This is a genomic window from Ferruginivarius sediminum, assembly GCF_003344765.1.
GTDB lineage: Bacteria > Pseudomonadota > Alphaproteobacteria > Kiloniellales > Rhodovibrionaceae > Ferruginivarius > Ferruginivarius sediminum.
In genome coordinates, this window is record NZ_QPMH01000009.1 from 1 (window position 1) to 13,368 (window position 13,368).

14 protein-coding genes are annotated in these 13,368 nt (G+C 64.3%); 11 read left to right on the top strand and 3 right to left on the bottom strand.

Annotation, left to right across the window (positions count from 1 at the left end; genetic code table 11):
* Positions 1–153: 153 nt before the first annotated feature.
* The 4 genes from DRB17_RS10905 to DRB17_RS10920 are packed head-to-tail and all read left to right on the top strand — an operon-like array spanning position 154 to position 2,615.
* Positions 154–591, top strand: coding sequence for a VOC family protein (locus DRB17_RS10905; protein WP_114582246.1), 438 nt, complete (start codon positions 154–156; stop codon positions 589–591).
* Positions 588–1,595 carry a methylmalonyl Co-A mutase-associated GTPase MeaB gene (gene meaB / locus DRB17_RS10910; protein WP_114582247.1) on the top strand — a complete coding sequence of 336 codons (1,008 nt, stop codon included), beginning with the start codon at positions 588–590 and terminating at the stop codon, positions 1,593–1,595. The genes DRB17_RS10905 and meaB overlap by 4 nt, the downstream gene beginning before the upstream one ends.
* 41 nt (positions 1,596–1,636) lie before the next feature.
* A complete protein-coding gene (gene can, locus DRB17_RS10915; RefSeq protein ID WP_114582248.1) occupies positions 1,637–2,281 on the top strand; it encodes a carbonate dehydratase in 645 nt (214 codons plus the stop codon).
* A gap of 49 nt (positions 2,282–2,330) precedes the next feature.
* The gene (locus DRB17_RS10920; protein ID WP_161958786.1) at positions 2,331–2,615 is read left to right on the top strand and encodes a DUF1488 family protein; all 285 of its coding nucleotides are present in this window, start codon (positions 2,331–2,333) and stop codon (positions 2,613–2,615) included.
* A 61-nt stretch (positions 2,616–2,676) separates the two neighbouring features.
* On the opposite strand, the gene DRB17_RS10925 is transcribed toward DRB17_RS10920, so the two are convergent.
* Genes DRB17_RS10925 through DRB17_RS10935 form a run of 3 tightly spaced genes read right to left on the bottom strand, consistent with a single transcriptional unit; the run spans position 2,677 to position 5,808 of the window.
* A complete protein-coding gene (locus DRB17_RS10925; RefSeq protein ID WP_114582250.1) occupies positions 2,677–4,020 on the bottom strand; it encodes a DUF2254 domain-containing protein in 1,344 nt (447 codons plus the stop codon).
* Complete coding sequence (locus tag DRB17_RS21070) at positions 4,010–4,483, bottom strand: type I restriction endonuclease (protein WP_206607857.1); 474 nt, start codon at positions 4,481–4,483, stop codon at positions 4,010–4,012. Before DRB17_RS21070 ends, DRB17_RS10925 begins: the two co-directional genes overlap by 11 nt.
* A complete protein-coding gene (locus DRB17_RS10935) occupies positions 4,480–5,808 on the bottom strand; it encodes an IS1380 family transposase (RefSeq protein WP_114582251.1) in 1,329 nt (442 codons plus the stop codon). Before DRB17_RS10935 ends, DRB17_RS21070 begins: the two co-directional genes overlap by 4 nt.
* A 357-nt stretch (positions 5,809–6,165) precedes the next feature.
* Between DRB17_RS10935 and DRB17_RS10940 the strand changes: the two genes are divergently transcribed.
* The 7 genes from DRB17_RS10940 (at position 6,166) to DRB17_RS10970 (ending at position 13,329) form a co-directional block, all read left to right on the top strand.
* The gene (locus tag DRB17_RS10940; protein WP_114582252.1) at positions 6,166–6,882 is read left to right on the top strand and encodes a helix-turn-helix transcriptional regulator; all 717 of its coding nucleotides are present in this window, start codon (positions 6,166–6,168) and stop codon (positions 6,880–6,882) included.
* Positions 6,883–7,000: 118 nt separating this feature from the next.
* A complete protein-coding gene (locus DRB17_RS10945) occupies positions 7,001–7,777 on the top strand; it encodes a helix-turn-helix transcriptional regulator (protein ID WP_114582253.1) in 777 nt (258 codons plus the stop codon).
* Between the two features lie 63 nt (positions 7,778–7,840).
* A complete protein-coding gene (locus DRB17_RS10950; RefSeq protein WP_114582254.1) occupies positions 7,841–8,482 on the top strand; it encodes an acyl-homoserine-lactone synthase in 642 nt (213 codons plus the stop codon).
* A complete protein-coding gene (locus DRB17_RS10955) occupies positions 8,472–8,702 on the top strand; it encodes a hypothetical protein (protein ID WP_114582255.1) in 231 nt (76 codons plus the stop codon). The genes DRB17_RS10950 and DRB17_RS10955 overlap by 11 nt, the downstream gene beginning before the upstream one ends.
* A complete protein-coding gene (locus DRB17_RS10960; protein WP_147274884.1) occupies positions 8,647–10,068 on the top strand; it encodes a cytochrome P450 in 1,422 nt (473 codons plus the stop codon). Before DRB17_RS10955 ends, DRB17_RS10960 begins: the two co-directional genes overlap by 56 nt.
* Before the next feature lie 125 nt (positions 10,069–10,193).
* Complete coding sequence (locus tag DRB17_RS10965) at positions 10,194–10,427, top strand: hypothetical protein (RefSeq protein WP_114582257.1); 234 nt, start codon at positions 10,194–10,196, stop codon at positions 10,425–10,427.
* A 220-nt stretch (positions 10,428–10,647) separates the two neighbouring features.
* Complete coding sequence (locus DRB17_RS10970; RefSeq protein ID WP_114582368.1) at positions 10,648–13,329, top strand: cation-translocating P-type ATPase; 2,682 nt, start codon at positions 10,648–10,650, stop codon at positions 13,327–13,329.
* Positions 13,330–13,368: the final 39 nt, after the last annotated feature.

A 13,368-nucleotide genomic window follows, 5' to 3' on the forward strand; every position in this document is an offset into this window, starting at 1 on the left:
GTCGCCATTGTCGCCGTCATGCGCAAGATGATCACCATCCTCAACGCCATGCTTCGCGACAACACGCCCTGGCAGCCAAAAGCGGCATGATGAAAGACAGTTGCTCACCCCTTCTCTTCCCCTCCACCGCGCCCGCGCGCTACCGTGGGCGGGATGAAACCGCGCCTGACCCATCTCGCCCTGCACGTGCGCGACTTCGAGGCTTGCGTCGCGTTCTATCGCGAATACTGCGACATGCGCGTCGTCCATGAGCGCCCCGGTCACGAGCTTGGCGAGCGGATCGTGTGGATGAGCGAGCCGGGGCGGGAGAAGGAGTTCGTTTTCGTGCTGCTTCCCGGCGGTCCGGGACGGGAGCGGGCCGAGGGGGACGTGTCACATCTGGGATTCGCCGTGGGCAGCCGGGCCGAGGTGGACGCCAAGGCCGAGCAGGGGCGCGCGGGCGGTTGCCTGTTGCTCTCGCCCATCGACGAGGGTTATCCGGTGGGGTACTTCTGCTGCCTGGAGGACCCGGACGGCAACATCGTGGAGTTTTCCTACGGCCAGCCGTTGGGGCCGGGCGCCGAAGAGCACGACGCGGATACGATCGGATGAGTCACCTGGACCCTGTCAGCCTTGCCAAGAAGGTGCGCGCGCGCGACCGCCGCGCGCTGGCCCGCGCCATCACGCTGGTCGAATCCACCCGGCGCGACCATCGCGACGCGGCGGAGGCGCTGCTGGCCGAGCTGCTGGCCGATACCGGCGGCGCCGTGCGCCTCGGCATCTCGGGCGTGCCGGGCGTGGGCAAGTCCACCTTCATCGAGGCCTTCGGCCTGCACGTAATCGGCGAGGGGCATCGCGTGGCGGTGCTGGCCGTCGATCCGACGTCCTCGCGCACCGGCGGCTCCATTCTGGGCGACAAGACGCGCATGCAGGAGCTGTCGCGCAACGCCGACGCCTTCATCCGCCCGTCGCCCACCGGCGGCACCCTGGGCGGCGTGGCCCGGCGCACGCGCGAGGCGATGCTGGTCTGCGAGGCGGCGGGCTTCGACGTCGTGGTGGTGGAGACGGTCGGCGTCGGCCAGTCGGAGATCGCGGTGGCGGACATGGTGGACATGTTCCTGCTGCTGCTGCTGCCGGGCGGCGGCGATGAGTTGCAGGGCATCAAGAAGGGGATATCCGAGATCGCCGACCTGCTGGTCGTCAACAAGGCCGACGCCGGCATGAAGGACGCCGCGCGCGCGGCGGCGGCGGAGTACAAGAGCGCGCTGCGCATGCTGCGCCCGGCGAACGAGGCGTGGAAGCCGCCGGTGCTGACCTGCTCGGCGCTGGAGCATCGCGGCATCGACAAGGTCTGGGCGGCGATTTCCGACTATCGCCAGAAGCTGGGCGACAGCGGTGACCTGGCCCGTCGCCGGGCCGAGCAGGCGCGGAGCTGGATGTGGAACGAGGTGGAGGAGACGCTTCTGCGCGCGTTCAAGGACCATCCGGGCGTGGCGCGTCGCCTGCCGGACCTGGAGCGTGCGGTCACCGAGGGCCGCATTCCCGCCGCCGCGGCCGCGCGCGAGCTGCTTGACGCGTTCCTGGAACGGGCGCGGGTCGAAGCCGACGGCGTCTAGCAAGTTATCGGGCCACGAAGGCCGCATTTCGGAGGGAGCGCATGCCGATTTCCGACCTGCTCGCGAACAACCGCCGCTGGGCCGCGCGGAAAAGCGAGAACGACCCCGACTTCTTCCAGCGGCTGGCGCGCCAGCAGGCGCCGGAATACCTCTGGATCGGCTGTTCGGACAGCCGGGTGCCGGCGAACGACATCGTCGACCTGGACCCGGGCGAGCTGTTCGTGCACCGCAACGTGGCCAACCTCGTCGTGGCCTCGGACCTGAACCTGCTGGCGGTGCTGCAGTTCGCGGTGGAGATCCTGCGCGTGCGCCACGTCATCGTCGGCGGCCACTATGGCTGCGGCGGTGTCCGCGCGGCCCTGGAGCGCGTGCCGCTGGGGCTGGTGGACAACTGGCTGCACCCGATCAAGCGGACGTACCTGGAGCATCGCGAGGAACTGCAGGCGCTTGACGACATGAGCGAGCGCGTCGACAGGCTTTGCGAATTGAACGTCCGCGCGCAGGTGAACAACGTCGCCGCCACGACGATCGTGCAGGACGCCTGGCGGCGCGGGCAGACGCTGTCGGTTCACGGCCTGATCTATGGCCTTCGCGACGGCCTACTGCGCGATCTGGATTGCCGGATTTCCGGGCCGGAGCAGGTCGACGAGGCCCTGCGCCTCGAACCCGCGCCCGCGCGCGGCTGATCCGAAAGCAGGAGGCGGCAGGGGCGGCGGCTGGCCGCAAGGAGGCGCTATGGCTGCACAACCGGAGGTGACGCTGCTTGAGGACGCGCGCTGGGACGCGGAGCGCGAATGCGTGGTGGTGACCGCTCTTGTCGCCGGCGAGGGCGCGCCGCGCTACGTTCCCTGCGCGGTCTCGCTGGAAGCCCTGGAATCCCGCGTCACCACCCCAAGCCCCGCCGACCCGCTCCGCCTGCTCCGCGACTTCGAGACGGAGGTCGCCACCGCCGTGGCACGCAAGGTGAGCGCGCAGGCGCCCGAGATCGTGATCACCAGCCGGGACCTTAAGCGGGTATAGGGTTGGATATGCACCAAATTTGCACCAGCTTATTCTACGCACCTCCGGGTTCAGTAAGCTGCTACCCCTCAGAGGGCTTCTTCCTTTTCGGCGATGATTGAGGAGCCAGTTCAGAGCTGATAGGCGGTTCGTCCTCGTCGAGCCCGATACCCGGAAAGGCTGACTCGGCCACGCTGCGGATGGCCTGGACATCTTCCGAAATCATCATGTTGGCTTCGGCTCGCCTCACGACTATCCGAACGTGATGACGAGCTGCCTTTCTCGCATCGGGATCGTCTAAGGCGGCGAGCATCCCCAGCGCCTTGATGAGCCGGATCTGAACTTCTGAATTTGCGGCGCCATCTCGGGAAATCGGGGTGAACAGGTCATCGAACAGATCATCCATTTTCAACGAGGGCACAAGAACGTTCGGATACAGGACCTTGCTGTCGGTGGATCCCTTGCCCCTGATCCAGAGCGAAAGCACCCGGACGGCCCGCCCGATGATGTCGACGGCTGTTCCAGGGTCATTCACCCCGGGTGAAAGAGCCTTGGAGGCAATCTCTGAAAGAGCGATCAGCCCGAAACGCGGATCCTGGTCGAATGATCTCTCGTCCTTGATTGTGAACATTTGCCGAGCGCGCTCCACATCCCTCTCGTCGACGCCGCAATCGAACCAGGCCAGAATCTCCGAGGGCCCGACGAACTGGCCGGGGAGCACGGTCAGATAGACGAGGTGCTCCTCTCCCGCGCGTTCAGAAATCCCGGGAATATCGATGTGTTGCACGTAACCGGCCACCTCGGAGCGAAGCGGAACCGCCGTGCCTGGAGGAGGCTCCGAGGACTGCAGCAGTCGCGCTCCGCCGAGATTTTGGTTCTCGATCCGGTCAGCGAAAGCGCGGGTTGCCGCCTTTTCCACTCGCCCGATCGTCTCTTCGATCCGACCCAAGGTCGACAGGTGGTCGATCCAGCTGACGAAGGTGATCACGATGTAAACCACGACCAGGACGGTTGCCCAGAACAGGATTACGCGGCCCTTTTCACCGTAGAGGTCGGTGCTGAGCGCGATGATGCCGACCAAGCTGAAGAGAAACGATCCTAGAAAGGTCGCGAGTGCGTTCTGAGTGGTGCTGTCCTCGATCAGCAATGTGAGTGCGCGCGGCGTGGTGTTCGCGGTGGCTGCGGAATGAGCCACCACCATGACTGTCAACGAAAACGTGGTGACGGTCAGCATGCTCGAAGCAAGAATGGTCAGAATGCTGTCAACGGCGTCTGTACCCAGAAGGTCGGAGAAATCGTCGGGCACGAGAGGCGCGAGGTAGATTGATGCCAGCGAGGCCACGACAGCCAGGCCGGAGAAGATGGAAACTCTGACCCAGAGGTGTCTGCTGAAGAGACGCAGGCGCCGCGGCCAGCTACCAAGCATATTCCCTCTCCCCCATACAGTGTCGAGGCGTGGAAGCGCCGCCCCGGTCGTTCGACGGGACCTTGAGCGTCTCCGCATACTCCAGCGCCTGCTGCATACCGTCGCCGACGCTGTGCGTGTTGTCCTTGGCCTCAATGAGCGCGATCGGAATGTTGGGCTTGTAATAGAGGACGTAATCGGCCCGCTTCGGCCTGCCGCGGCTTACCAGCTTGCCGCGCACGATGATGCGGCCGTTTGTAAACCGGCATTTCCCATATGCCTTGCGTGCACCTAAGTTACGGGCACTGATGTCAAATCGCCAAGCGATTTCCGCCTTCGAATGTTCTGCTTTGCGTGACGTTGGCCGCGAGGAGAGGTCAGGCAAGCCACTGCCACCACTTTCGACGTCATTCCGCGCGCTTTTGGGCGCGCCTGTCCAGCCGGGAGCGATGGGCCTCGCGGTTCCAGACTGGTCGCCGATCATACGAACACCGTTGCTGCGGGCGGCGCCCGCAGGCCATTGATCAGCGCGAGGATGCCGACAAACACCTGCCGCGGCAACGCCGCCTCGGCGAACTGGAACGCGGCGTAGCGGGCGTGGCGCACGAGCCGTGCGCCGGTCTTGATCAGCCGTTCGCGAAGCGAGGTCAGCGACCACGTCTCGATCGCCTCCGGCGTCGCCAGCGTCCGCAGGAAGTTCGCCAGGTTGTAGGCGAGCGCGTGCAAGTGGAGCCGGACGGCGTTCGCCGCGAAGCGCGTGCAAGAGAGCCGCGTCCACCTGATTGCATGCTTGCCCTCCTTGATGTGCTGCTCGGCCGTGCCCCGGTCGTTGTAGAAGGCCAGCACCCGCTCGTTCGGCAGGCTCCGGTTGGTGACGATGAAGCCGACACGGGGGAACAGCTCGCCCGGATGGAACTCGACCTTGGCCACCACACGGCGCGGCCTCGACCAGTTCTTCGCCCGGTAGTGGAAGCTGGTGTAGTGGCGCACCACGTGGTTCGGCGGCCGGCCGGGGCGACGCCGGGTCAACCAGGCAATCTGATCGTGGAGCTTGCGATTGCCCTTGATGCGGATGGCGTAGTCCCAGCCCTCGGCTTCCAGCAGGTCGAACAGGGTCGGAATGGCGAAGGCGGCGTCGGCGCGGAACCGCCGCCGCGTGATCGAGGGTCGCACCTCGGCTGAATACCGCGCCAGCACCGGCCGCAGCTCATCCTCCCAGCCGTCGGCGCTGTGCACGTTGCCGGGGCGCAGGGCGCACCGCTCCAAGTCACCAAACTGGTTGAACACGAAGAGCGGGTGCAGGCACTTCGACTGGAAGTGCCCGTTCCAGGCCGAGCCTTCCTGGTCGCCGTGCACCGGGCTCTCGGAGCTGTCCATGTCGAGGGTGATGCTCTTCGGCGGCCGCCGGTCGTGCACCGCGTCGATCCAGCGGCCGGGCAGTTCAGTGAGGGCGGCGAGGTTCTCGGGCCGCGTCAGCATCTGCGTCTCGAAACGGCCCATGGCGCTCGCCGAGCCCGCGCGGTCCTTCACCGCCCGACCACCGACGAGCTGGCGCATCACCGGGTCACGGCACAGCCGGTCGGCGTCATTGACGTCCTCATAACCGGCGAGACGCGAGAAAAGAGACTGGCGCAGCAGACCCGCGAGGCGATGCCGACCGTTCCGGCCAGTGCGCGGATCGGCGATCAGCTCCGCTGCAATATCCGTCAGGTTGAGGGCGTCATCCAACTCGCGGTGCAGCAGCAAACCACCATCGGAACTGATCGAAGAGCCTTGAAATGCGAGCTTCACCGAGCGGTCGAATTGCATCCGCAAAGGCCCCAATTCCGCCTCACCCGTCACGTTCGCCGCCAAATCCCCGCTCCGTCGTGGTTAACCTATTGTGTTGGCGATATTATCACGCCGCAGCACGACGCGGAACGGCGGTCCATTTGGGAAATGGGGGATAGGGTATTTGCTGGATTGTTAGATGAGAAAAATCACACATATTAAGGTGTATATTCTCATATATAAATAAAATTAATCAAAAGATCTATGCTTAACAAGCATGTAGGGGGAATTGTCACCAAAAATCTCGATTCTTGGCGGCGGATGGTGCAACCTATGGTGTGCTTGGTGTGGAAAGATCACCCGATACATCTTACACGGTAGGATCCGTAACCGATTATGCTAGATACCTTCGCAGAACGTGTGAAAACCCTCCAGACCGTGACCGAGTATCAGCACTTCATGGCCGAGGAACTGGGTAAGCTCGGCTTTGACTATTTCGCATATCTGTCATTCGATACCCCTTATCCACAAAAGAGCGCTCGCGTCATTCTGAATTATCCGTTCGAATGGATCAGGCGCTATGCGGAGCAGGACTATTATCGGTTCGATCCCATTCTGGATGAAGCGACATGGACGCTTGAAGCATTCAATTGGGTGGGACTTCGCGATCGGGGCCAAATGAGCGAGCAGCAGACGCGCGTCATGGATGAGGGGGGAGATTTCGGGCTTTGCGAGGGAATGGCTATCCCCATTCACAAGCCGGATGGCGGAATGGCAATTCTGTCAGTCTCGGCCCGGATGTCACGAAAGGCATTCGAAGAGCTTTCGGCGACTCATGCCATGACCGTGCATGCGATGGCGCTTCATTACCATGTGGCACTGTCAACCGCCATCGAACGAGGCGACGTGAGTTGCCAAACGCTCACGATGATGGAACGTGAGGTGCTCGTACACAGTGCCTCGGAGCGAGACGAATGGACTATATCTGAAATATTGCACATTCCACGTGTGCAGGTCGAACGGCATCTTCGAAGTGCGATGAAAAAACTTGGGGTATGTTCGCGTCAACACGCTGTCGTGCAAGCAGTTGCGAATCGTTTAATTGAGCCTTGATTGCGGGGATAATTTAAGTCTTATCGCGAGGTTATTATTCTTGATGAGGTTATTGTCGTAGATTTGAAAAAAATATACTGATTATGTCTGGCGGGACCGGGGTGAGAGGAGATCACCGATGTTACAGGAATTCATCGAACGCCTGCGCGACCTGAACGAGGTCGAGGAATTCGAGCGGGCCATGCAGGAACACCTGCGGAAGATGGGTTTCGATAGCTTCTCCTACGCGGCGCTGCGAGTGCCGGACAGCGGCAAGACGCCATTCTTCGTTACAACTTATCCGTTGGAATGGATAACGCATTACGCCAATAGCGACTACATCGAATACGATCCCATCCTACATCATGCCACAAGCAGTTTGATGCCTTTCGACTGGGCAAGCGTCGCCTCGCAGCCCTCGATGACGACCAAGCAGCAGAAGGTGATGCTCGAAGCCAGCGATTGCGGTTTGCGTTTCGGTGCGGGCATCCCGGTTCACGCCCCGCGCGGCGGCTTCGCGATGATGTCGTGCGTGACCTCGAACAACCGCAAGCACTTCGATGACGTCTGGCGTGCGCATCAGTCGGACCTGCACTTGACCACCCTCTATTATCACTCGAGCGTCGAGCAGAAGCTCCTCAACGCCGAGACCGCGCCGAGCACCCATCTCACGGACCGTGAGCGCGAGGCGCTTCTTTGGACGGCCCACGGAAAGACCTCGTGGGAGACCTCCGAGATCATGAAAATCTCCCAGGAAACCGTGAACTTCCACCTGAAAAACGTGATGCGGAAAGTCGGCGTCTATTCCAAGCATCATGCCGTGGTCAAGGCGATCATGCTGGGTTTGATCGTGCCTGAAACGCCCAGCATCAAAGCAAAAAGCGCACAGGGGAATGTTGTAAACCTCCTAAGATAGGGAGCTACCGACCTCCTGCTATTCCTAGTCGAATGGCAGCCACCGCAAAGCGTGGAGGCTGCCATGATCGAGGTCGTAACGCCGGATATCGCCTTTTTATATCGAGACAAGCTCGATGCCATGCACCGTCTTCGGCATCGGGTGTTCAAGGAACGGATGGACTGGGACGTAAATTCCCGCGACGGCAAGGAGCGGGATGTCTATGACCTTCTCCGCCCGATCTATCTTCTTGCGACAGATGAAGTCGGCCGGGTGAACGGATCCCTGAGGGTCCTGCCCACCACCGGACCCTACATGCTCCGTGACGTCTTCCCCGAGCTGCTCGAAGGCCAGGCCGCGCCGACACATCCCCAGATCTGGGAGATCAGCCGGCTTGCCGTTGAGGGCAGCGGCGAGGGGGCCGAGCAGCGCAAATCCGTCAACCGGGTAACCGGAGAGGTGTTCGCCGGGCTTGTCGAGTGGGCGCTTATGTTCGGCATCAAGGAAATCTGTTGCGTTTATGACGTGCGCATCGGACGGCTCGTCAATCTGCTGGGCCTTTATCCGAAGTGGGTCAGCGAGCCGCGCCAGATTGGCAAGACGGTGGCCGTTGCCGGGCGCTACGACGTTTCGGATGCCGTGCTGAAAGCTGTCCGGGACCGCAGCGGATTGGGCGAAACCGTCCTTTACAACCGCGATCCGCTGGAGGTTCAGCATGCCGCATGATCACTCCAATATTCTCGAGCTTGAGCGTTTTCGCCGCGCCATTCCGGAAGGCATGCCCCGTCGGCTTGACCGCAGCGGCGACGTCCGGGCGATCGCTACCTGTCTCGATTACCTGTACGGCGAGCTGTTGAAGCTGGACGAGAAGATGACAGCACACCTCGTGGGTGCTGCCGCGGAATCGCTGCGTCAGAATCTGCCCCGTTCCGATGAGGATGGCTGACATGGCTGTCGATACGGCCGATGAGGTAATCGGGGAAGCGAGCGGGCGTCCGGCGAGTCCGCCCGGTTATCCGCTTCTTGGGGTCGCGCCGCAAATCAGGCGCGACCCGCTTGGCTTCTTCGTCAAGATGGCACGCGAATACGGTGACGTCGTGGACCTCAATGTCGCGGGCAAGCGAATGGTCCTGGCGAATGAGCCGACGCTGATCCGCCAGGTACTTCAGGCGAATGCCGGCAATTACCGCAAGAGCAAGTTCTATGGGCCGCTGAAGCCAATTGGCACTGGCTTGCTGACCAGCGAAGGCGAGCAGTGGGTCGAGCAGCGCAAAGCGGCGGCTCCGGCCTTCAAGGGCTCGGAGATGGGCAAGATATGCGCCGCAATGGCCGATGAGGCGGACACCACGCTCGCCGGCTGGGCGGCGCGAGGGCAGGCGGACGAGCCGCTGGACGTTGCCCGGGAGATGATGCGTCTTGCCCTTCGCATCGCGATGCGCACGCTGTTCGGCAGCCCCCTGCGCGAGGATACCGCCAGCAAGGTTTCGGACGCGCTCGCCGTGGCTCTTCGTCATGCCGAGGAGCGCATCTGGTCGGTTGCAAGCCCGCCCCTATGGGTGCCGACGCCGGGCAACCGGGCATTCGCCCGCGCAATTACACAGCTTGATGAGGTGTTCGAGGACATCATCTCCGCGCGGAAGTCGAGCGGGGAGAGGCCGGGCGATCTGCTGGACCTGCTGATCGATGCGTTCGACGATGACCGCCCGCAACTGCGTGACATGGTTGTCTCGATGCTGGTCACCGGCCATGAAACGACCGCCGTCAGCCTGGCCTGGGCGTTCTACCTACTCTCGCGCAATCCCGAATGGGCGGAGGCGGTTCGCAGTGAGGCGAACGAGGTTCTGGGCAGCGATACGCCTGACATTCAGGCTTTGCGTGGGCTGCGGGTCACGCGTGCCGTATTCGAGGAGGCGATGCGGTTGTACCCGCCCGTGTGGACTTTCTCCCGGGATGCCCTCAGTCCCGAGCGGTTGGGCAATGTCGAACTGCGCAAGGGCGATACGGTCATGGTCTGCGCGTATTCCCTGCACCGCCATCCGCGTCTTTGGGAATCTCCTGAGACGTTTATGCCGCAACGGTTCCTCAACAATGAAGGGCAAAACAGAACAAATTATAACTACCTGCCCTTCGGGGGAGGGCCGCGCAGTTGTATTGGCAACCGCTTCGCGATGACCGAGGCGACCATCATCCTCGCGAAAACGTTACAGCGGTTTGATCTGGATTTGGTGGACGGACACGCGGTCGAACCGGAGCCTATGATCACGCTCCGCCCGCGTTTCGGGATGCTGATGCGGCCACGCGCGGTAGCATAGGGGGTATGCAGATTTGGGTTGCGAGTGTCATCACGAACGATGATACTGGCCGCCTATTCCAAGGCGAAAGCTTTGGAGCGACTTTGTCGTCTGGGGTGATATGGGGTAGGGCACGAGGTAACGACATGGGCAGGAATTCGTCGAATATATTGGATTTTGCCTTATTGCGGCAGGAAGCCGACGAGGGCGCCGGGCCGGTCGATAAGGCCGAGGAGTTGCAGGCGATCTCAAGTTGCCTGGATTACTTGTATGGGGAGTTGCGTCGTCTGGACCAGTCCCTGGCCGCGCGCCTGATCGGGGCGGCGTCCGAGTCGATTCGTCAGGAGATCCGCCAGGGTCAGCAGGGCAGGTCCGTGTGATCGCGCCCTAGGCTATCTCGCAACGACCATAACGGTTGGCATCGCGCCGCCCGGCTCACCGGGCGGCGCTTTGGCGTTTTAGACCCGCCCCGCCCACCCCGCCGCACCGGACCGGCTTTCGCCATGGCCGGGAACGGACGCAGGCCGCCGGACGTTCGAGCCTGCGGTGGCTGTTGGTTTTTTCTTGGCGCCGTTCTTTGCGGCGGGGATGCTGGCCGGCATGGCGGAAGCGCGGTCCCAGGGGGACAAATCGGACGAACTGACCGCGTTGAGCGGCGCCGATGCCGTCCGGCGTCTGGAAACCGATCTCGACAGCGGGCTGTCGGGCCGCGAGGTTCGCCGCCGCCGGCGGCGGTACGGCGCGAACCGCATGCCGGCGGCGCGGCCGCGCGGCACCTGGGGTATCTTTGTCGACCAGTGGCGCAGCCTTGTCGTCGGCCTGCTGGCTGTCGCCGCGCTCGCCGCCGCCGTTTTCGGCCAGTGGATCGAGGCCGTGGCCATTGCCGGCGCGCTGCTGATCAATACGCAGATCGGCTTCGTCACCGAGCTGCGGGCGACGCGCTCCATGGAAGCCCTGCGCCGCATGGGGCGGACGAAGGCCCGTGTCCGCCGCGACGGGCGGGAACAGAGTATCGTCGCCGACGCCCTGGTGCCCGGCGACGTCGTCCTGCTGGGCGAGGGCGACATCGTTCCCGCCGACATCCGCCTGGTCGAGACCAGCAACCTGGCCTGCGACGAATCGGCACTGACCGGCGAATCCGAACCCGTTGCCAAGGACGAGGCGCCGCTGGACGAAGCCGAATCGCCGCTGGCACGCCGCTTCAACATGGCTTTCCGCGGCACGGCGGTGACCAGCGGCCAGGCGACCGGCGTCGTCGCCGCCATCGGCGCCCACACCCAGGTCGGCCGCATCGCCGAACTCACCTACAGCGCGGAGGCCGAGGCGACGCCGCTGGAGCGGCGCCTGGACCGGTTGGGCCAACGCCTCGTCTGGGTGGTGGTCGCGGTGGCCCTGGCGGTCAGCGTCTCGGGAATCCTGGCCGGCCGCGACCTGCTGCTGATGATCGAGACCGGCATCGCCCTGGCGGTGGCGGCGGTGCCGGAAGGCCTGCCCATCGTCGCCACCATCGCGCTTGCGCGCGGGATGTGGCGGATGGCGCGGCGCAACGCCGTCGTCAAGCGGCTGTCATCGGTGGAGACACTGGGCTCGGCCACGGTGATCCTGGCCGACAAGACCGGCACGCTGACGGAAAACCGCATGACCCTCCGCGCCTTCGGCCTGCCCTCGGGCCAGGTTGCGCGGGGGGAAAGCGGCCAGTGGACCGGCGGCGGCGATGGACTGCAAGAGCGCGCCGATGCGGAGCTTCGACGCGCGCTGCGTGTCGCCGCACTGTGCAACAACGCGACGATGACCGAGGACGAGGACCGCCACCACGGCGACCCGATGGAGCTTGCGCTTCTCGCCGCGGCCGCCGAAACAGGGCAGGAACGGGCGGCACTGCTGGAAGCCGAGCCGGAAGTGCGCGAAGAGAGCTTCAGCCGCGAAACCTCCATGATGGCAACGGTGCATGACGCGGACGGCGGCTACCGCGTGGCCGTGAAGGGGGCGCCGGAAGCCGTGCTCGACGCCTGCACGCGGGTCGCCGAGGGGGACGATGCGGCTCCGTTCGACGACGACGCGCGCCGGGCCTGGGACGCGCGGGCCGGCGAGATGGCCTCGCAAGGACTGCGGGTGCTGGCGCTGGCGGAGAAGACTGCGAAAGACCCGGATGCGCCGGTCTACGAGGGGCTGACGCTGCTGGGCCTCGCCGGGCTGCACGACCCGCCGCGCCCCGCCGTCGAGGACGCGGTCGAGGCCTGCCGGCAGGCCGGTATCCGCGTCGTCATGGTCACCGGCGACCAGGCCGCCACGGCGGCCAGCATCGCCCGGCAGACGGGGCTGGTGCGCGAGCGGGAGCCCCACGTGCTCACCGGCGACACCTCCGACGACGAGGCGGACGCGGCGCTGAAGGCGGACGTCTTCGCGCGCATCAGTCCCGAGACGAAGCTGCACCTGGTCGAGATCCACCAGAAGGCGGGCGGCGTGGTCGCGATGACCGGCGACGGCGTGAACGACGCCCCCGCCCTGAAGAAGGCGGACATCGGCATCGCCATGGGCGGACGCGGGACCGAGGTGGCGCGCGAGGCCGGCGACATCGTGCTCAAGGACGACGCCTTCGAGACCATCGTCGCGGCGATCGAGCAGGGCCGTGCCATCTTCGCCAACATCCGCCGCTTCATCGTGTTCCTGCTGTCCGGGAACCTGGGGGAGGTCCTGGCGGTCGCGCTGACCTCGCTGATGGGGATGCCGCTGCCGCTGTTGCCGCTGCAGATCCTGTTCATCAACCTGCTGCTGGATGTCTTCCCGGCTTTGGCCCTGGGCATCGGGCCCGGTGCGCGCGACACCATGCGCCGCCCGCCCCGCGACCCGAAGGAACCGATCCTGACGGGTTCGTTGTGGGCGGCCATCGGTGGCTATGGCGCGATGATCGCGCTGTCGGTCCTGGCCGTGTTCGCCGCCGCGCACCTGTGGCTGAACATGGAGACGGCGCAGGCGGTCAGCGTGTCCTTCCTGGCGTTCGGCTTCGCCCGCCTGGGGCACGTCTTCAACATGCGCTCTCCCGGTAGTCCCCTTCTCTCCAACGAGGTGACGCGCAATCCCGCCGTGTGGGGCGCGATTCTGCTGTGCGGCCTGCTGCTGGCCGCCGCCGTCTACGTGCCGGGGTTGAGTGCTATCCTGGACACCCGCGATCCCGGTCTGGCGGGATGGCTTCTGGTCGCGGCCGGCAGCCTTGCGCCGCTGCTGCTGGGGCAGCTTGCCCTGGAGGCGACCCGGATCCTGCGTCGGGCCGGTAAGAGTTAGGCGCCCGCGACTGCCCGGACCGAAGTCCCGGTCCAGGCA